20 protein-coding genes are annotated in these 19048 nt (G+C 38.9%); 10 read left to right on the top strand and 10 right to left on the bottom strand.

Annotation, left to right across the window (positions count from 1 at the left end):
• Positions 1 to 414: 414 nt before the first annotated feature.
• Entirely contained in the window at positions 415 to 3510 is a 3096-nt protein-coding gene (locus tag NMG86_RS07820; protein ID WP_026797381.1) for an adenylate/guanylate cyclase domain-containing protein, read from the bottom strand.
• Positions 3511 to 4055: 545 nt separating this feature from the next.
• Between NMG86_RS07820 and NMG86_RS07815 the strand changes: the two genes are divergently transcribed.
• Positions 4056 to 6806: a class I SAM-dependent DNA methyltransferase gene (locus tag NMG86_RS07815; RefSeq protein ID WP_026797380.1), complete on the top strand. Its 2751-nt coding sequence runs from the start codon at positions 4056 to 4058 to the stop codon at positions 6804 to 6806.
• A 137-nt stretch (positions 6807 to 6943) separates the two neighbouring features.
• Here the strand turns inward: NMG86_RS07815 and NMG86_RS07810 are convergent, their stop codons facing one another.
• Together NMG86_RS07810 and NMG86_RS07805 are read right to left on the bottom strand one after the other, a co-directional pair.
• On the bottom strand, positions 6944 to 7174 hold the full coding sequence (locus tag NMG86_RS07810; RefSeq protein WP_026797379.1) for a hypothetical protein: 231 nt from the start codon (positions 7172 to 7174) through the stop codon (positions 6944 to 6946).
• A gap of 44 nt (positions 7175 to 7218) precedes the next feature.
• Entirely contained in the window at positions 7219 to 7737 is a 519-nt protein-coding gene (locus NMG86_RS07805) for a hypothetical protein (protein ID WP_026787463.1), read from the bottom strand.
• Here NMG86_RS07805 and NMG86_RS07800 point away from each other — a divergent pair.
• The 7 genes from NMG86_RS07800 to NMG86_RS07770 are packed head-to-tail and all read left to right on the top strand — an operon-like array spanning position 7736 to position 10874.
• Positions 7736 to 7900: a hypothetical protein gene (locus NMG86_RS07800; RefSeq protein WP_155806228.1), complete on the top strand. Its 165-nt coding sequence runs from the start codon at positions 7736 to 7738 to the stop codon at positions 7898 to 7900. The genes NMG86_RS07805 and NMG86_RS07800 overlap by 2 nt on opposite strands.
• Before the next feature lie 59 nt (positions 7901 to 7959).
• Entirely contained in the window at positions 7960 to 8229 is a 270-nt protein-coding gene (locus NMG86_RS07795; RefSeq protein WP_026787464.1) for a type II toxin-antitoxin system Phd/YefM family antitoxin, read from the top strand.
• The gene (locus NMG86_RS07790) at positions 8229 to 8507 is read left to right on the top strand and encodes a type II toxin-antitoxin system RelE family toxin (protein WP_026787465.1); all 279 of its coding nucleotides are present in this window, start codon (positions 8229 to 8231) and stop codon (positions 8505 to 8507) included. Before NMG86_RS07795 ends, NMG86_RS07790 begins: the two co-directional genes overlap by 1 nt.
• 42 nt (positions 8508 to 8549) lie before the next feature.
• Complete coding sequence (locus NMG86_RS07785) at positions 8550 to 9788, top strand: AAA family ATPase (RefSeq protein ID WP_026797378.1); 1239 nt, start codon at positions 8550 to 8552, stop codon at positions 9786 to 9788.
• Complete coding sequence (locus NMG86_RS07780) at positions 9778 to 10356, top strand: DUF4276 family protein (protein ID WP_199918688.1); 579 nt, start codon at positions 9778 to 9780, stop codon at positions 10354 to 10356. The genes NMG86_RS07785 and NMG86_RS07780 overlap by 11 nt, the downstream gene beginning before the upstream one ends.
• 30 nt (positions 10357 to 10386) lie before the next feature.
• Complete coding sequence (locus NMG86_RS07775) at positions 10387 to 10587, top strand: type II toxin-antitoxin system RelE/ParE family toxin (protein WP_081694460.1); 201 nt, start codon at positions 10387 to 10389, stop codon at positions 10585 to 10587.
• Complete coding sequence (locus NMG86_RS07770; RefSeq protein WP_043938779.1) at positions 10551 to 10874, top strand: HigA family addiction module antitoxin; 324 nt, start codon at positions 10551 to 10553, stop codon at positions 10872 to 10874. The genes NMG86_RS07775 and NMG86_RS07770 overlap by 37 nt, the downstream gene beginning before the upstream one ends.
• A 57-nt stretch (positions 10875 to 10931) precedes the next feature.
• On the opposite strand, the gene NMG86_RS07765 is transcribed toward NMG86_RS07770, so the two are convergent.
• Positions 10932 to 11507 (bottom strand): Uma2 family endonuclease, encoded by a 576-nt coding sequence (locus NMG86_RS07765; protein ID WP_026797377.1) that lies wholly within the window; start codon positions 11505 to 11507, stop codon positions 10932 to 10934.
• A gap of 328 nt (positions 11508 to 11835) precedes the next feature.
• A complete protein-coding gene (locus NMG86_RS07760; protein ID WP_026787468.1) occupies positions 11836 to 13578 on the bottom strand; it encodes a DUF262 domain-containing protein in 1743 nt (580 codons plus the stop codon).
• Between the two features lie 259 nt (positions 13579 to 13837).
• Here NMG86_RS07760 and NMG86_RS07755 point away from each other — a divergent pair, with 259 nt between their 5' ends.
• Both NMG86_RS07755 and NMG86_RS07750 read left to right on the top strand, forming a co-directional pair.
• On the top strand, positions 13838 to 14128 hold the full coding sequence (locus tag NMG86_RS07755) for a type II toxin-antitoxin system RelE/ParE family toxin (protein WP_199918689.1): 291 nt from the start codon (positions 13838 to 13840) through the stop codon (positions 14126 to 14128).
• Positions 14129 to 14142: 14 nt separating this feature from the next.
• Positions 14143 to 14457: a HigA family addiction module antitoxin gene (locus tag NMG86_RS07750; protein WP_026797376.1), complete on the top strand. Its 315-nt coding sequence runs from the start codon at positions 14143 to 14145 to the stop codon at positions 14455 to 14457.
• 229 nt (positions 14458 to 14686) lie between these two features.
• On the opposite strand, the gene NMG86_RS07745 is transcribed toward NMG86_RS07750, so the two are convergent.
• The 5 genes from NMG86_RS07745 to recN form a co-directional block, all read right to left on the bottom strand.
• The gene (locus tag NMG86_RS07745) at positions 14687 to 15307 is read right to left on the bottom strand and encodes a hypothetical protein (protein WP_026787470.1); all 621 of its coding nucleotides are present in this window, start codon (positions 15305 to 15307) and stop codon (positions 14687 to 14689) included.
• Positions 15304 to 15738, bottom strand: coding sequence for a Panacea domain-containing protein (locus tag NMG86_RS07740; protein WP_026787471.1), 435 nt, complete (start codon positions 15736 to 15738; stop codon positions 15304 to 15306). The genes NMG86_RS07745 and NMG86_RS07740 overlap by 4 nt, the downstream gene beginning before the upstream one ends.
• Before the next feature lie 118 nt (positions 15739 to 15856).
• Entirely contained in the window at positions 15857 to 16231 is a 375-nt protein-coding gene (locus tag NMG86_RS07735) for a hypothetical protein (protein ID WP_026787472.1), read from the bottom strand.
• A gap of 155 nt (positions 16232 to 16386) precedes the next feature.
• Positions 16387 to 16962, bottom strand: coding sequence for a Uma2 family endonuclease (locus tag NMG86_RS07730; protein ID WP_026787473.1), 576 nt, complete (start codon positions 16960 to 16962; stop codon positions 16387 to 16389).
• Positions 16963 to 17300: 338 nt separating this feature from the next.
• Positions 17301 to 19025 (bottom strand): DNA repair protein RecN, encoded by a 1725-nt coding sequence (gene recN / locus NMG86_RS07725; RefSeq protein ID WP_026797375.1) that lies wholly within the window; start codon positions 19023 to 19025, stop codon positions 17301 to 17303.
• Positions 19026 to 19048: the final 23 nt, after the last annotated feature.

Here is a 19048-nt window from a genome sequence, read left to right as displayed (position 1 = left end):
CCCCTTTACCCCAGGGCTGTTTCAAAGTCAGGTGAAAAAGAGTAAAGAAAGAGCGATCGCCACCTGATAAAATGGAGAGCGATCGCCATTTTTTTCTAAAATAAAGATGCTAACAAGTTTAATAGAAAATTTAATAGATAAAAATCGGGAATGTAAGTCTTACTCCGTAGGGAATAAGAATATTTATGCTGCTTAGATAATACCTCCTATAATTAATATTAATATAGCAATTATATAAAATATTAATTATTCGGAAAATAGCTATCATGTTTGAGAATTATGACCCAAAAGTAGGCTATAATTTTCAAACATGAAACAGCCCTGGCCCGTGCACGGGGGGTTTGGGGGGGCTGTTCCCTGCTATAAAATTAAAAGAGACGTACCACGGCGCGTCTCTCCATTCAATATCTTCAATTACTTCTCAGTCAGGTTCCACACTCCATCCCAAGTTTCATCTGGGGGTTGGGTGGTTTCATACAGAATACAGCGATCAACGTGCAGTTTAGCGGCCTTATTTTTCGGATCAAGATCCAAAACCGCCAGAAATTCCCGTTTAGCAGTCCGCAAAGATTCTTTGGCTTTTGCTGCAAATTTGCGTTTGGCTAAATCAACCATTTTCCGAAGTTTGGTTAGGGGCATTTCTGCGGCTTCGTCTTCCAACATTTTTTGGGTATTCTCATCGGTTGTAAACTGTTTTAGTTTAACGATGAGTAATTTTTTAGTTTCCCGGGGAGTAAATCCTTTGACTTTTTCCGGTAAAATGGCTAAGGCTTCCTCCATCGGCATCCGTTTAAAGTCTTCTATGGCTAACCGCTTGATGATATTTTCATCTAACATTTCGGTTAGTTTCTCCAGAGAATTTTTTAATAACATTTGTCCCAATAAATCCTTATCATCATAGGATAGTTTTTTCATTTGAACTTCGGAGACTTCTTCGAGTTCTTCTAATAACGGCACTATTTCCTCTGCGGTTAATTTGTCCGTGGCGGGTTTGAGGTAATATTGCCGTCCCAGATGATAGTGATCAATGATCCCCTGTTGTTTTTCAGAAACGGGTCGAACTAATTTCCCTTCCCGAATACCAACGAGTTCATAAATTCTCACAGGTTGGCTTTTGCCTTTAACGGTGATGAAATCGAGTTCCCGCACAATTACCTTATCGGCATAATTGATATAGGTATTCTCGCTAATTACAATATCCGTGCCATATTGTTTACTGGTTCCTTCTAAACGGGAGGCGAGGTTGACCCCATCCCCAATAGAGGTTAATTCCATCCGTTTACTTGACCCAATATTTCCCGATACCACTTCATCGGAATGGAGACCCATACCAATACCAATGGGCATTAACCCCTGGGCGACCCGACCTTCGTTATATTCGGCTAAACGGTAGCGCATTTCCACGGCCGCTTGCATCGCCATCCAGGGATGATCCGCAAGGGGGGCGGGAGAACCAAATACGGCCATTAACGCATCTCCGATATATTTGTCCAGGGTTCCTTTATAGCCCAATACCGTGTCTACCATTTCCTCAAAATAGGAGTTGAGCATGGTGACTACTTCTTCGGCTTGCAGTTTTTCGGTGAGGGTGGTGTAGCCGCGAATATCACTAAATAAAACGGTAACGTCTTTGCGTTTTCCGCCTAACCCGGTATCCCCACTGGCTAACAGTTGTTCAGCGACTTCTGGAGTCATGTAGCGATACATTAAGTTCTTGATTTCTTTCTCGCCACTGATATCTTCCATCACCACTAAAGCCCCACTAACTTTTTCTGGGTTATTGATATCAGACATGGAATTAATTGATAAATTCACACTCCGAGAGGATTCATTTGTTTCGGAGAATAAAGTTTGATCCGGGTAATATTGTTGTCTGTCTTTAATATCTTTCGGGGCTAAAGCTAGATCAAACCATTTGCTAAAATCTCCGTTTTTAACCTGAATTAAATCTCGGACGGAACGCCCCTTAACAACATCTTCCTCCCGAATTCCTAGGAGTTCCATGGCACAATCATTCGTGGCAATCATTCGACCTTCTTTGTCGGTAGAAATGACTCCATTACTGAGCGATCGCAGAATATCTTTTTGCCGTTGTTCCTGTTCTTTGACTTTTTGGAACAATTTGGCATTTTGTAAGGCAACCCCCGCTTGAATATTGAATGCCTGCATGAATTCTAAATCATTAGTATTAAAGCTGGCTTTCCATTGTTCCGGGGCTTCTGGCCAATTTTCTGGATTATAAGGCGGGTGTTCTCCTTGTTTTTTCTTATTAATTAATTGAGTCACACCAATCAGTTGATTGTCAGCATTATAAACGGGTGTGCATAACATACTGCAAGTCCGATATTTAGTTTTTTGATCCGTTTGTTTAGAGGTTTCGGAACGGGGATCGTTATACAGATCAAAGGAAATTAATAAAGGTTCACCACTTTGGGCAACAACTCCAGCAAATCCGGCATTTCTAGGAATCCGAATTTCTATCAGTTTTTCATTAATCGGAATTTTTGTCCAAAGTTCGCTTTTTTCTTCATCTAATAACCACAGGGTGCTACGATCGGCATTCATTAATTCTTTTGCCTGATCCATAACATTTTTTAGGGTTTCTTCTAAGTCCAAACTACTCTTACTGAGGGCATTAACCGCATTCATTAAAGCCGCAGCCGCTCGCTGTCTGACCGTGGCCGCATAGAAGGAACGAGAGGACTCTAAAATTAGGCGAATCGAGGGGACAAATTCTTCAAATAGTTTTTCATCGTCTACCGTAAATCCCTCTAAGTCTATTTTTTCATCTAAGGGATCTAGGTGGCTTGAATTCAGTTTTAATTTATTTAGTAATTGTACCACCGCCACCAAGCCATTTTCATCATTTAAAAGAGGCATAACGACCATCGTATATGTCCGATAGCCATTTTTCTGATCCATTTTCTTGGCGGCGGCCGAACGCGGATCATCATAAAAATCGTAGGGAATATTAACCACATTGCGAGTGGTCGCCACTTCCCCAGCAATTCCGGCGGTGGATGGGATTCTCAATTCTAAGGGTTTACCATCCTGTCCTCCAGCTACAATTGACCAGAGTTCGTGTTTTTCTTCATCTACCAGCCAGATCGTTGTCCGATCGGCATTTAAAAGTTCTCCTATCTTAATAGTAATCGACCGCAACATTTCATTGAGAATCTCCTCAAACCCCTGGGCATCGAGCAGATTATTCAGCATCGACAGGGTTTGATTAACTGTTTTTAGTTTATCCTCAACTTCTTTAACCACAATAACGAAATTGTCTTTGGTTAAAGGAGCCAGAATGGAGGAGAAACTGCTGCCTCCTGCACCTGTGAGAACTAAACCCCCATTCGTTGAGGAAGATGATTCTTCAAGAGGGGTCTCACCCCCCACTTTGCTGATACCCTTTCGATTAACTGTAGACTCCTCAACGGGTGTTACATCAATTACTTGTGCTGAAACAACCGTTGATTCTCCTGATATAGAATTGGTCGGGGATGCAGATTTCATAGGGTTTTAATACATAGATTGGGGTTCAAACAGTCTTTTAGGGGAAAATTAATATTTTTTTAAGTTTTGAACTATCAAAAGAAAATAGCCCATAGACAATTACTGTTTACCAGTTTACGTTGGATATTGACAAGTGGCTAAATTGTATCCGATTTAGGGCAAGCCCGGTTTGTGAAACTATTATTCCACTTAGTATAGATTCTCATCTGTGTTTTGTTCTACCAATTTGGACAAAATAGGGCAAGAGGGATCACAGATTTAAGCGGATTTCACGGATTTCACGGATTTTAATCTGTCAGGACTCAGGCAAGCACGCTATATATGGTGTACTTGCGTAAGTCCTGATAGATGGAATCCCCGTCCGTTCTGAATGATATAGCAGGGAACAGCCCCCCCAAACCCCCCGTGCACGGGGGGCTAGGGGGGGAGGGAACAGGGGGAAAACACTTCACCGTCTGGGTTCCAAGATCCGTCTCTATCCTAACTGCCTTGGCGGTTGCTATAGTATAAAGATTGCCTAAAATTATGCCTTAACATTTGCCGATATGCCTCTAAGTTGGAATGAAATTAAGCAAAGGGCGATCGCCTTTTCTAAGGAATGGGAAACTGAAACTTCAGAGAAGTCAGAATCACAATCATTCTGGAATGATTTTTTTAATGTGTTTGGCATTTCACGGCGGCGGGTGGGAAGTTTTGAGCTACCAATTAAAAAAGCGGATAATAAACAAGGCTTTATCGATCTTTTGTGGAAAGGGATGATTTTGGTGGAGCATAAGTCTAGGGGTAAGGACTTAGATAAAGCTACACAACAGGCAAAAGATTATTTTCCAAATTTAAAAGAGCATGAGTTACCAAAATATATTTTAGTTTCGGATTTCCAAAAATTCAGGCTTTATGATTTAGATACGAACGAAACCAAAGAGTTTGAGCTAAAGGATTTTGTAAATCATGTCCATCTATTCGGCTTTATGGCGGGATATGAAAAACGGGTTTATAAGGATGAAGATCCTGTCAATATTAAAGCGGCGGAATTGATGGGAGAACTGCACGATCGCCTCAAAGAAATTGGCTATATAGGGCATGATTTAGAGGTGTATCTGGTGCGGCTATTGTTCTGTATGTTTGCCGATGATACGGGCATTTTTGATAAGGAGGGAATTTTTTGGGAATATATTGATCTTCATACGAAGGAAGATGGCAGCGATTTGGCGATGCACATTGCTTCGATTTTTGATGTTTTGAATACATCTGATGAGAAGCGGTTAAAAAATTTAGATGAGAATCTGACACAGTTTCCCTATGTAAATGGGAAGTTATTTGAGGAACCTTTGCAACTTGCGGCTTTTGATAAGCAGATGCGTGAAATGTTGTTAAAGGCTTGTGCATTTGATTGGGGTAAAATTTCCCCGGCGATTTTTGGGTCGATGTTTCAGGCGGTAATGAATCAAACGGAACGGCGCAATTTAGGGGCACATTACACTTCTGAAAAGAATATCCAAAAGTTGATTAAGCCGCTTTTTTTGGATGATCTTTATACTGAATTTGAGAAGGCAAAGGGTAGTAAGGGCAAACTAGAAGCATTACATAAAAAGATTGCCAATTTATATTTCCTTGATCCTGCCTGTGGTTGTGGTAATTTCTTGATTATTACCTATCGGGAATTGCGAGATTTAGAAATTAAAATTTTGCGTGAATTGTATAGAAAAGACGAGGGTTTTGTTGATGTAAGAATTTTTATTCAAGTGGATGTAGATCAGTTTGCGGGGATTGAATATGATGAATTTGCGGTGCGGGTGGCTGAGGTGGCGATGTGGTTAATTGATCATCAGATGAATATGAAGGTGAGTAATGAGTTTGGGCAGTATTTTGTGCGTTTACCATTAAAGAAAGCGGCGAAGATTGTGCATGGTAATTCGTTGCGGATTGATTGGGAGTCTGTTGTTGCCAAAGAGAAGTTAAATTTTATTTTGGGTAATCCTCCATTTGTCGGGCATCATTATCAGTCAATTGCTCAAAAGCAAGATTTACATTATATACTTCATGACGTTCAATCGGCTGGGGTTATGGACTATGTATCAGCTTGGTTTTACAAGGCTGCACAGTACATTCAATCCACAAAAATCAAGGTTGGTTTTGTGTCAACTAATTCTGTTTCACAAGGCGAGCAAGTAGGGATTTTATGGGGTGCTTTACTCGATAAGTTTAGGGTGATTATACATTTCGCTCACCGAACTTTTAAGTGGAATAATGAAGCAAAAGGTAATGCTGCTGTACATTGCGTTATTATTGGCTTCGCTAATTATGAGACTGATGAGAAATATATATTTGATTATCAGGACATAAAAGGAGAACCGCAGTTAATAAGGGCAAAAAATATTAATCCTTATTTGGTGGATGCCAGTAATTTGATTATCCCTAATAGAAATAAGCCGATATGCAATGTCCCGGCAATGATGTATGGAAGTAAACCAACTGATGGGGGATATTTTTTATTAACTCAAGAAGAAAAAACAGAATTTCTAAAGAAAGAACCAGATTCGGAAAAATTTATTAAACCCTTTATTAGTGCGAAAGAGTTTTTAAATGGTGGTGAGAGATATTGCTTATGGTTAGTAGATATACAGCCCAATGAACTTAAAAAAATGCCTGAGATTCTTAAAAGAGTGGAAGCAGTTAGGAAGTTTAGATCCGAAAGTGTAGCTTCTTCTACGCGAGATTATTCGAGCCATACATTGTTTAGACAAGTTACACAGCCAAAGTCAGACTATATTCTTGTTCCTAGAACTACTTCGGAGAACAGAAGATATATTCCACTCGGTTTCTTTACGGCGGATAATATTGTCAGTGATACTTGTCAAGCAATTCCTAATGGAGATCTGTATTTATTTGGGATGTTGACTTCTGCAATGCACATGACGTGGGTTAAGTATGTTTGTGGAAGATTGAAAAGTGATTTTCGATATTCCAAAGACATCGTTTACAACAACTATCCATTCCCTGAAAATGTCAGCGACAAACAAAAGCAAAAAGTGGAAACTTCCGCACAAAAAGTATTAGACACAAGGGCAAAATATCCCGATAGTAGCCTCGCCGATCTTTACGATCCCCTCACCATGCCGCCCGATTTGGTAAAGGCACATCAAGCCCTAGATAAAGCGGTAGACCTCTGCTATCGTCCCCAGCCTTTCGTTAGCGAATTAAATCGCATTGAGTATTTATTTAGCCTCTATGAAGCCCTAAGTGCGCCATTACTGAAAGTCGAGAAGAAAAAGCGAGTTAAGAAAAAAGATAGTTAATAAATTAGATGATCTGGCGATCGCTATTCGGTGTGAGTCGTGATTATTAGGCGATCGCTGTTTATCACTACAGCAAGAACGTAATGCGATCGCCGCTTAATATCTCAGCAAAATAGAAATGCGATCACTGCTTGTTTTCAGTTTAGAGAAGTCACTAAATGTTCTACAGCATCGGCTAAATCATACAACGAATAATAATCATAAATTCGACCTAATTTAGGCTCCCAATAACGACCATGAGCCAACCAATGCCGATATTTAAAGGCAGTAATCACTTCTGAAATAAAACCTTTATATTCGGGATAAGCCTCCTTCCACAGTCTTAAAATATCATCCTCTAAAGATGCACGACTCCCTATAATAATCATTAATATCTGACAGCGATAAATTTTGACCCGATAATGAAACTTTTTTAAGCATTAACAACTTCCATTAAAGCCTCAAAAAAACTTTGTTCCGTAAGCTCTAAGTAGCTAACTTTAGGTGGCGGAGTTGCAATTTTCCAACACCATTCTGTCTGAGGGCTAAAATCACCCATAAAGAAAGTGCTTGGTTTATCAAAATCTTTAGGAAGGAATAAAAATCGAACGCTCCCTAAACTAGAATCTAAGTCAATACGACCATTACAACCAACCACAAAGCGACCAACAGGTTTAAAAATTAGCCTTTTCTTACCGATTTTTAAAATTAATTGTTGAACCTGATACTCTCCAAAATTATCTTCTTGAAGTTTAATTGTTTTCTGCTCCTCAATAATTTTACCTTGTTTAAGATAATTACCAACAAATCCTCGAATTAAGTTATAAAAATCATCAATGTTACCAAGCCATGTTTCTTTCTCTACCTCATAGTCAATAAGTGAATTGACTTTTTCTAATTCTTGTTGAGATAGAAACTCTTCAAATTGTTCTAGGTATGGTTTTTTAGACATGATCTTACACCTTAAAATTTTATACAAAGAAATTAGATTAAGTTTAAAAAAAGCCGATATCAATAGTACCATTATAAATGTTTTTTCGGCTAATTGTCAAGTTACTGCGATCACTTTCTCTGATGAAGTGCGATCGCTATTCGGTGTGAGTCGTGATTTTTAGGCGATCGCTTTTGCTGTATTTTAGATGTACACTTAGATGTACAGATAGATTCAAAAATAATGCTATCCAATATTCCTATTACAGAAGCAAGAAACGAGTTAACCTCATTACCTGAAAAACTTGCCCAGCAAGGCGGTACACTGGCAATTACCCGCAGAGGTAAGCCCGTCCTAGCTGTGATGACATGGCAACATTACGAAGCAATACTCGAAACCATAGAAATACTTGGTGATGCGAACCTTATGGCTAACTTGCATCAAGGTATTACCGAGGCGAAATCAGCACAAGGAATAGATTGGGAATCAGCTAAACGAGAATTAGACCTGTAATGTATCGCGTCGTTATTCAACCTACGGCTTTCAAACTATTAAAAGAAATCAGCGATCGCCGTATCCGTCAAAAAATTAGCGATCGCATTGACAAGCTGAAAGAATCTCCCGAAATGCACCGGAAACCATTACTCGGTGAACTAGATGGTTATTACAGTGTGCGTGCAGTTGGACAAAGATATCGGATCATTTACGCGATCGAGCAAGCTCAAGTCACTGTGATGATTGTGGCTTTGGGTATTCGGAAGGATGGTAGTAAACAAGACGTATTCGGCTAAAATTTAAGCAAGATTGTTTAGTATTGGAAAGGAAATTCTATTTTGTCCAACCCAGATTCCAACACAAATCAGCCTCGCCTTTTATCTTTTACCCTTGACGGTTGGTCTGTTTTAGGTAGTCGAGTTACTGTGTCTTTAGACGATGGTGTTGCAGTATTAGTTGGTCGCAATGGGGCTGGAAAGTCAGCTATTCTTGAAGGGTTTGAAGCAATCTCATTATGCGCGATTGGCAGGTTTAATCAACTTGTGTATGATAGCGAAAGTTTTCCTAAAATATTAGAAATCGAAATTTTGACTCCGACTGATCGTAGGCTTGAATATAGGTATGAATTTACAACTCTTGCTAGTTCTGATGATGATCTGAATTTTGATGACTCCGATGACTCCATAGATGAAAAATCAGAAGTAAGTCGTTTCTCCTGGAATGACTACTGTCGATATATTAATGAAGGGGAAGATCATCTTTGGACTACTGATAATGGGGTAACAACTTTTCATACTGGGGATGACCCAATTATCACTGTTCTTGGGAATACGCACTCTCTCCGACAATCGCTCCCAAAAACCTCCCCAATCAAGCTACCTAACGAAATGCTTTGGGTTTATTCTGTTTTGAGAGGAGTTCACTTATTAGGGAAAGCTTCTATTAGACAAAGGACTAGACGACAACCATCACAACTAAGAGTATCAAGCAAAGGTATTTCTACTCGTTCTTTCAGTTTAGGTGATATTCTAGCTCGAAAAATACTACGTCTTATTGCGAAAGATGAACTATACGAAATTGAGAGTATATGTCAGCGAGTTGGACTTGGCAGCAAGATATCTGTACAAAAGTTTATTTTAAGCAGAGATTCTGGAGAAAAAATTGAAAATGAAGATGAAGAATATATTTCTTCAGTATTGCTGGATGGTGTCAATATAGGGTTACTATCTGATGGAACCCTCCGAGTTTTGTCGATTCTGATTGAAATAATTGCATCATCTCCTAATACGACGACAATAATTGAAGAACCTGAGACACAAATTCATCCTGGTATGCTTGCAAAGTTACTGAATGAAATCGAGACCTACTCTTTTGGAGAAAACTTGATTCTTTCGACTCACTCACCGCAAGTCATTTCATGGACTAGACCAGAAAAAATTATTCTAGTTCATCGAGATAATGGACGGACATTTGTTCAGAAATTAGGCGATGATCAGATTCACAATGTTATTGAATACCTCTCTGAAGAAGGTGACTTGGGCGAATGGATTTACAGTGGTGTTCTCGATGATGAGTAATATTAAAATCGCCTTAATTGCTGAGGATGATACGGATTGTAACGCAATTCGTAAAATTGTCCATCGTGTCCTTGGTGAAGATGTGACAACTAAAAAATGGGCTTCTAAAGGTTGTAGTACATTAAAGAAAAAGCTAACAGCAAAGATTAAATTACTCTCCAATGAAGGCTGTAGTATTTTTATTATCGTTCACGATTTGGATCGTAATCCTCAGAATGATTCCCTCAATAATGAGACAGAATTGCGGTCGGAATTAGAAGAATTATCTTCTAAAATTGAAAGTCTTAAAAAACATATCTGTATTCCCATTGAAGAATTAGAAGCCTGGTTCTGGTCTGATCCAGAAGTTATCAAATATCTTGGTGGTGAAAAAGGTAAAGCACATCCTAACCCTCACGAAATTAAATCTCCTAAAGAAAAACTAATAGAATTGTCGGTTGGAAAAAATAGAAAGCCTCGTTACAGTACCAACATGAATGTTGAATTGGCGGCGAGGCTAAATCTAGCTCTATGTTACGATCGCTGTCCTTCGTTTGAGAATCTCCTTAATTTCTTGCGCTCGCTCTAAAAAATATTGATAATCTATAAAGAATCCTTAATGGCTTTACCAAGTAACCGTTTTGAGGCACTAGGCGGAGATAGAAAAGGGCAGTACAGCATCCGTATAAATGATAAATGGCGTATTTGTTTTGAGTGGACAGAAACAGAAAATCGCCCATTTAATATAGAAATTGTCGATTATCACTTCATGAGAAAAAAGCTATGGCAAGACCCGCAATTCACCCTGGCGAAATATTAGCTGATGAACTAAAAGAACTGGGAATTAGTGCATCAGAATTAGCGCGATCGCTCCATATACCCAAAAATCGGATTACGCAAATTCTCAAAGGGCAAAGAGGTATTACTGCTGACACGGCATTACGTCTAGGACGATGGTTTGGCACTGGTGCAGAACTATGGCTTAATTTGCAAAAAGCTTATGAGTTACGCCTAGCCCAAGAGTTAGCGGGAGAAGAAATTCATTCATACGATTCAACCTCGTTCATCTATCAACAATCAGCCGTTAGTTCAAGTTTAGATAGATAAATTTTGGGTATGGGGAATGCGATCGCTGGTTGATTTTTTTGAAGTGGCGATCGCTATTTACCAAATCATCCCCAAATTTAACACAAAACCCTTTAAAATATCTTCCCCCGAAACCGTAGCAGGAGAATCTAAAACCTCAACCTCTTTTCCTGGTCTATAAATCTCTACTTGACGAGATTTCCGATTAATTAATATACCCAAACCCACACCATTATCTATATATTCCCTCATCTTTTCCTGTGTGGTCTTCAAACTATCACTAGGAGAAAGTAACTCAATTATAAAATCAGGACAAATAGGGGGAAACTTTTGTTTTTCTTCATCAGTTAAAGCATCCCATCTTTCTAACTTAATCCAAGAAGCATCAGGAGAGCGATCTGCACCATTCGGCAATTTAAAACAAGTGGAAGAATCAAAAACTATACCCTCCTTATTTTGCTCATTCCAAATCCAAACTTGAGCAGTAATACCCGCATTACGATTTCCTGTTTCTCCTCCCGTTGGTGGCATAATTATTAATTCTCCATTTGCATTTCTTTCAAATCTCAATTCCCGGTTGTTTTGACATAGCTGAAAAAACTGCTCATCAGTCATTTCTATTAATGATTTCAAATTGACAGTTAAAGCATTCATAGTCATATCCTCATTGAATGTTCAGGGAGAAATTTTAACTATCTCATATCCTATTATATATTAACTGAATATTCCTTTTTGAGCTTGGCGATCGCTATTACTGTAAGTCGTGATTTTTAGGCGATCGCATCGCTTAATAATTATTTGTCTTTGCGGTCGCCTATAACTTCTCGGAACTCATCAACGAAGCAAATCATTTTTGATTGCCTAATCTGGGCTAAAAACAGACAATTTTAATAAGCGTATCGGCTTCGGTATAATGTCGGCATTCATGTGCGCGACTTCCGCGTGAGGTGAACGCTTTGTTAGGCGAATATTTATTGCCGATTCACTGCTGAAACTCAATCAGGTCTTGTTCATTTAAAAATTGAAAAAAACGATCATGAATATTTTTACTTCTTGTAATCACTTGGTTTTCGTCAAACTCCTTCAACTCAATAATATTCTTAATTTCATGAATTTGGCTTGGGTCTTTAAATTTCCCCCGACGCTGTCTACCACTATATATTTTCTTCTTATCATCAAATCCGTAATCAGATGCTCTTATATTTATACTTTCTTCCAGAAGTATTTTATTCCCCAAGGATTCAAGATTGTTCTCGTTTTTTAAACCACCTTCGATATCTTGTCGCTTTCTCGAATAGATATGTTCAATATCGAATCCTTGCTTCAAATCAAGGAGTTTTTGTTCTGGAAAAGAATGGGCATACCAAGTTATCATGGAGCGTGTAATTGACCTTTGGTTCGTAAATGTATAATTTTCAAATTGAGCACGAGATTGAGTCTCATTAAACTTATACTTTGAAAAAGTAGCGATTGAGCCATTAACAATGGTAATCATTTCATCGTACACAGGAGTGCGAAGGGCATTTACTCCAGGATTAGTTATTGCGTATGCAAATATAAAAGCCGTGATTCGGTCAAGGAAAGTGCCAAAAGCGCTTTCCTCCAGAAGACCTTCGCTGCTCTTGTTTTGCAAAAAATAGACAGATGTAATATTTTGCCACATACCATTTGGAGCAAAATGTAGTACAAATAGTTTTTTGATAATGCTATCCGAGAATTGTTCTTTGTCTTGAAGGATGATACTTTTCCAAAAATTAGCCAGCATTTTTAGATCACTTATAGTATTTTCTTCCTTTAAGTATTTATATTTATTCCGTTCATAAAACTTTCGCAGTGATTCCGTAGTTGAACTTTTATTTCCCTCTTTTGCTCGCAGAAAATACATATATCGAGAAAATAGATCATCCATTGGTGTGCCAGTTATTGGATGAAACACTGTATTTGATAATTCCTCAAGTTCTTTCCAGTCCTTGATAAATTCATCTTTCTTATTGGAGTCGCTAAAGTATTTATAAAACTGGGCTTTAAAAATATCAGCATCTGAGAGTGGAAGACCACGATCGTTTAGTGTCGAAAAAATTCGTAATGCCGTATCTTGGGACTCTGCCTCAATAGGTAAAAGAATGCAGTTGTTTAAAATTCGAGCAGGAAAATATGGAAAATAACCAGCAAAACCTAGTAAAAAATCTTCTATTTTATTTTGAAAGAATTTGTAATTTTGAACGTATTGACTCTTAGCACTAGCCTTTACATCGCCTGTCCTTAGCAGTTCAAGAAATTCATCTTTGTCGTTGTCGGTAGCTACTTCGGAGTCTATTTTTAATAGTGATTTGTCTGCGCTACCAAAGGTGTCAGTTTTCCATATACACTTCTCAATTCGTTCCCTAGTAAGTATAGAATTTCTGTCCTGCATATTTGAAAATTTGTCATAAAAGGCACGAAGGATTAATAGTAGTGTAGTAAGTCGCTGTTGCCCGTCAATCACCTCTGACTTACCATTTTCATTTTTAAATGTAACTATTGATCCCAGAAAATATTCTTCGTTATCGTCGAATTCATCACAATTATTATTTGGAAAAGAAAATAAAAATAAGTCATCCCAAAGAGTTTGACATTGTTGATCATCCCAAGCATATAGTCTTTGGTAATCAGGGATGAGGAAGTCAGATTTTTTGTCTGATAATAAGTCAAATATGGACTTTTGATCAACATTGAGTTTCGACATTTATGTCCTCTGTTTTCGGCTAACGGATTAATTGAGTGCAAGAGAAATTTTACTCTTCACCAGAATACTACATTTTTGTCCACACCAATGATGTGTTATGCACTGATCGCCTCAACAATCATCTACTAAAGGCGATCGCCAGTACAATGACTCGTGATTTTTAGGCGATCATGATGTTTTGGGTGTTGATGGGGTGATCGCTGGTTGATTTTTTGCGAAGTTGCGATATAAATGTTATGTTTAACGTAACGCATAACACTTGCCTATACCTCAAAAATATAAAGACAAACGCACAGCCAAATTTGCTGCTGGTGATCGTGTCAAAGAATTTCAGGCATTTGAAAGACAAGCATACAAGCGCTTAGAAATCCTAGAAGCCGCACCTAATAAAGAATCCTTGAAGGCTTTGCCAAGTAATCGTTTTGAGGCACTAGGCGGAGATAGAAAAGGACAGTACAGCATCCGCATAAATGACAAATGGCGTATTTGTTTTGAGTGGACAGAAACAGAAAATCGCCCATTTAATATCGCAATTGTCGATTATCACTAAAGGAGAAAATAACTATGGTAAGACCCGCAATTCACCCTGGTGAAATCTTATCTGATGAACTAGAAGAACTGGGAATTAGTGCATCAGAACTAGCGCGATCGCTCCATATACCCACAAATCGGATTACGCAAATTCTCAAAGGGCAAAGAGGTATTACTGCTGACACGGCATTACGTCTAGGACGATGGTTTGGCACTGGTGCAGAACTATGGCTTAATTTGCAAAAAGCTTATGAGTTACGCCTAGCCCAAGAGTTAGCGGGAGAAGAAATTCAAAAGACGATTCAACCTCGTTCATCTATCAACAATCAGCCGTTAGTTCAAGTTTAGATAGATAAATTTTGGGTATGGGGAATGCGATCGCTGGTTGATTTTTTTGAAGTGGCGATCGCTATTCCTGTGAGTCGTGATTTTTAGTACACAGTCAAGCATAAATCAACTGATACTGTTTACGAGTTTAAACTGACTATATTAGGTTGATAAGCCTTTTATCCTGTCTGTTAAACGACGGTTCACGGTCTAATATATAGTACATCTTACTGACTGAGAGGACTGATAGTTAAGGCTGAGGGAGTTGATATATCTTGTGATGTCTTTCCCACCAAACCAAATAAAAATGTCCTTCTAGCCTTACACCCCAAGCTCTGACTGTATTAGCAAATCTAAAGCGAAAAGCCGTGTCGTACTCCTCTAAACCTATTTCAATCCACCTATTCTGAGCTTCTTTCACCAAAGTAATTAGCTCTTGAGAGTGATGCTTAGGTACGCTTTTGCCGCCCTTTGCAGGTGTCTTTTGCTCAAATAAAATTTCAGACCAAGTTGATTTTTCTAACGAACTGAGATTTGGAAGTATTTGAGTTTGCCATTCTTCCTCAGTCCAACACCTTTGCTCTTGCCATGACCACTCTCCCTCTAAATCAGATATAGTCGTACACCACGTCAAATGGCAGGCTTTTGAAAATGCTTCTTCGTTAGGAAGATATACAAACTTGTTTCTACTTGGATTTTCCTGAACCTTAACGACCTTCAAGGCAAGCTCAGGTATTGGCGCTATTTTCACAGTTTTAGTCGCCAAGTTTTCCACGCTAGACGAAAATTTTACTGACTTTGCTCTGTGCGCCTGAGCTTTTTCCTCTTGCCTTTGTCTCCTCTTCTCAGCTTTTGAAGGTTTGTCCGTCATAGGCTGGAATAATATTCATGTATTGCAGCTAAGGGGATAAGGTTATCACCCCTTTCTGTAGGTTTCAGATCGCCTCTAGCGTCTTTCCAAGGAGACTCCATGTGAGTTAACTCGCTTAACCACTGCCCACTCTTGTCTTGAAGTGCCTCTAGCACTTTGTCAATAGAGTCTTTCTGATTAGGAGTTAAAGCGTCAACATTTCCATCGGCAAAGGTATCCTTATTAACCTTAAATTGACCTCGATGATAAGAATACAGAACTTGCACCACAGGTCCATTAGCCCAAGCCTGAATATCTTCCTCAAATAAGGGGCTTTCATCCCACACAAGAGACCAAGCCTGACTGTAATAAACAAGCTTTTGAAGCTTCATCGCAGTCATCTCTCCTGTTTTGGTTAGGATATATTTCGCCACATCTACAGCGCGTGCCATATTGTTTCCCTTTTAGCTTTTAGCGAATTATTCCATAATTATAGCACACAAGAACATTGGGCTTTGGTTGCGATCGCATCAACAATCTATCTTCTAAAGGCGATCGCACTTAGTTTGATTATAAATTGCTCATTAGCGAATAACGCATTTTACCAGACTCGTCTTTTCTCCATATACAGATCGGAGTCCAAATGACTGTTACATAATTATTGAATTGATCGCGATAGTCTTGGGAAGAAATTCCCATTTTTCTTGCCGCTTTGACCAGCATCCTTCCAATTGAAAATCCAATTTTACGAATAGCTTCATCTTCATCATCTTCTTCAGACTCCATCAGTGCATCCATATAAGCATCAAAGATGACCGACAATGAATCTTTTAGGCTAAGATCGAACTGAAAAAAATCTGCCGTGTGCCAATAAACTTCACTGCCTTTGAACTTTTTCAGGAGTTCTAAATTTTCATCAGTTGGCTCAAGAATAAACTTATTCATTAGACATCTCCAGAAATTAGGATTTGGTTACGGTATATCAAGGCTTCTAACATAATTCTTGGAGATGTCTATTCAATAACCACATAGTTAAATAATAGAATTAACCCCAATAAATCCAAAATCATTTATCTGGTTAAATAAATACCTATATAATTTCACCAAATCATCCCCAAATTTAACACAAAACCCTTTAAAACATCTTCCCCTGAAACCGTAGCAGGAGAATCTAAAAACTCAACCTCTTTTCCTGGTCTATAAATCTCTACTTGACGAGATTTCCGATTAATTAATATACCCAAATGCACACCATTATCTATATATTCCCTCATCTTTTCTTGTGTAGTCTTCAAACTATCACTAGGAGAAAGTAACTCAATTACAAAATCAGGACAAATAGGGGGAAACTTTTGTTTTTCTTCATCGGTTAAAGCATCCCATCTTTCTAGCTTAATCCAAGAAGCATCAGGAGAACGATCTGCACCATTAGGCAATTTAAAACAAGTCGAAGAATCAAAAGCAATGCCAGTACCATCAGCATCAGTCCAATTAAATAATTGTTGATTTAGTCTACCATTACGATTTCCCGTTTCTCCTCCCGTTGGTGGCATAATTATTAACTCTCCATTTGCATTTCTTTCAAATCTCAATTCCCGGTTGTTTTGACATAGCTGAAAAAACTGCTCATCAGTCATTTCTATTAATGATTTCAAATTGACAGTTAAAGCATTCATAGTCATATCCTCATTGAATGTTCATGGAGAAATTTTAACTATCTCATATCCTATTCTATATTAAGTAGTTGCACAAAATAAATTACCTAGTTGAGAAAGGGAACAGCCCCCCCAAACCCCCCGTGCACGGGGGGCTAGGGGGGGAGGGAACAGGGTAGAGGATGTGTAATTAATTTTGTTTAGGTACTTATTAGTTAACAATTAATAATATAGCAATCTTAAATGATTTGCGATCAGAATATAGAACCCCACCCTAGCCCTCCCCTTACTAAGGGGAGGGTTGGGAGGGGTCGAGATAGATGGAAATATTACAACTGATTTAGGATTGCTATATATCGCTAGTTTTTCATCAACGCCGCTTGGGTCAAAAGGGACTCAGCAAAGGCGATCGCTTCTTGGGCCGATTCTCCACTGGCCAATTGAGCCAATTCTTCCCGACGTTGGGGGGAGGTTAACTGAGTCACCCGGACGACGGTGCGGGTTTCTGGAGCCTGGGAATTGGGTTCTAAGTCGGTTTGGATGGTTTCTTTAATCACCCGAAAATGATGATCTCCCATGGCGGCTACGAGGGGCTGGTGGGTGACACAGAGGACTTGATGGCGCTGACTCAGTTGGTGGAGTTTTTGAGCAATGGCGGTGGCCACTCGTCCCGATACCCCGACGTCAATTTCATCAAATACCAAAGTTCCCGACCCAGCAATTTGAGAAAAACAGGCTTTTAAGGCTAAGAGAAACCGACTCATTTCTCCCCCGGATGCGATCGCTCCCAAGGGTTGCAGGGGTTCTCCGGGGTTGGGACTAAAGCAAAATTGAATCTGATCCGCCCCCATAGCAGTCGGGGAAATCGGATGAATTTCCGCTTGAAATTTAACATTATTCATCGCTAAAGGTTTGAGTTCTTTCAGAAGATGGGTTTCTAATTGATGGCCGGCTTCTTGACGGAGGTTAGTCAGATGTTGACAGGTTTCTTTTAGGGCTTGAACTGCCTGTTGATAGGTCTGTTCTAAGGATTCAATTGATTGATCTTCATCTTCTAAATCCTTTAATTCTTCTTGAATGCGATGATAATATTCGATCACTTCCTCTAAAGTTTGTCCATATTTGCGGCAAATTTGTTTTAAGTCTCGAATGCGATCTTCTACTTCTTCTAAGCGTTGAGGATCGGATTCTAATTGTTCACCATAACTGCCAATTTGTCTTCCGGCTTCGGTAATTTGAGCCACCGCTTCACTGACTATTTCTAAAATAGGTTGAAGTTGGGGATCATATTCGACTAAATCACTGAGTTTGTTTTCCGCTTGGCTTAATAAATCCGCCGCCGCTAACCCGGTTTCACTTTGATATAGGGCCTGATAAATTTGATAACTTTGTTGTTGAAGTTCAACAATATGATTCAACCTTTGATGTTCAATTTGTAATTGTTCTAATTCGTCGGCTGTGGTTAAAGTAGCTGTATCTAATTCTCGAATTTGATAGGTTAATAAATCTAATCTCTGTAGGCGTTGCTGTTCAAATTGACGGCGTTTTTCTAGGGCATGGCTACAGGTTTGAGCTTGGGTATAGGTCGATGCTACGGCTTTTCTGGCTTTGATTAAGGGTTGACCGCCATAGAGATCTAACCATTCCTGTTGTAGTTCAGGTTGACCGAGTTGTAAGGTTTGTCCTTGGGCGGTAATTTCAATTAAGCGATCGCGCAGTTGTTCAATTAATTTTCGATTAACTAATACCCCATTAACCCGGGATCGACTGCGAAGTTTATCTCCGGTAATTACTACTTCCCGACTACAAACAATTAAACTGCCATCGACTAAATCAATTTCTTGTTCTGTTAACCAATTAAACCATTTTTTTTCGATCTCAAATGTTCCTTCTAATAATGATCTTGTAGCTCCTGTTCTAATGGAACGACGGTCTACTTTTCCCCCTAAAATTGCATCAACAGCATCTAAAATAATTGACTTTCCGGCTCCGGTTTCTCCGGTAAATACATTTAAACCGCTACCTAAATCTAAATCTAAATGATCAATTAAAGCAAAGTTTTCTATTCTTAGGGAAAGTAACATATTAATCAGTTATCAGTGATCAG

It is taken from the genome of Planktothrix rubescens CCAP 1459/22, from assembly GCA_904830895.1.
Taxonomy (GTDB): domain Bacteria; phylum Cyanobacteriota; class Cyanobacteriia; order Cyanobacteriales; family Microcoleaceae; genus Planktothrix; species Planktothrix agardhii.
The sequence above is the reverse complement of the archived record's forward strand: the minus strand, read 5'-3'. Positions and strand labels throughout refer to the sequence as shown.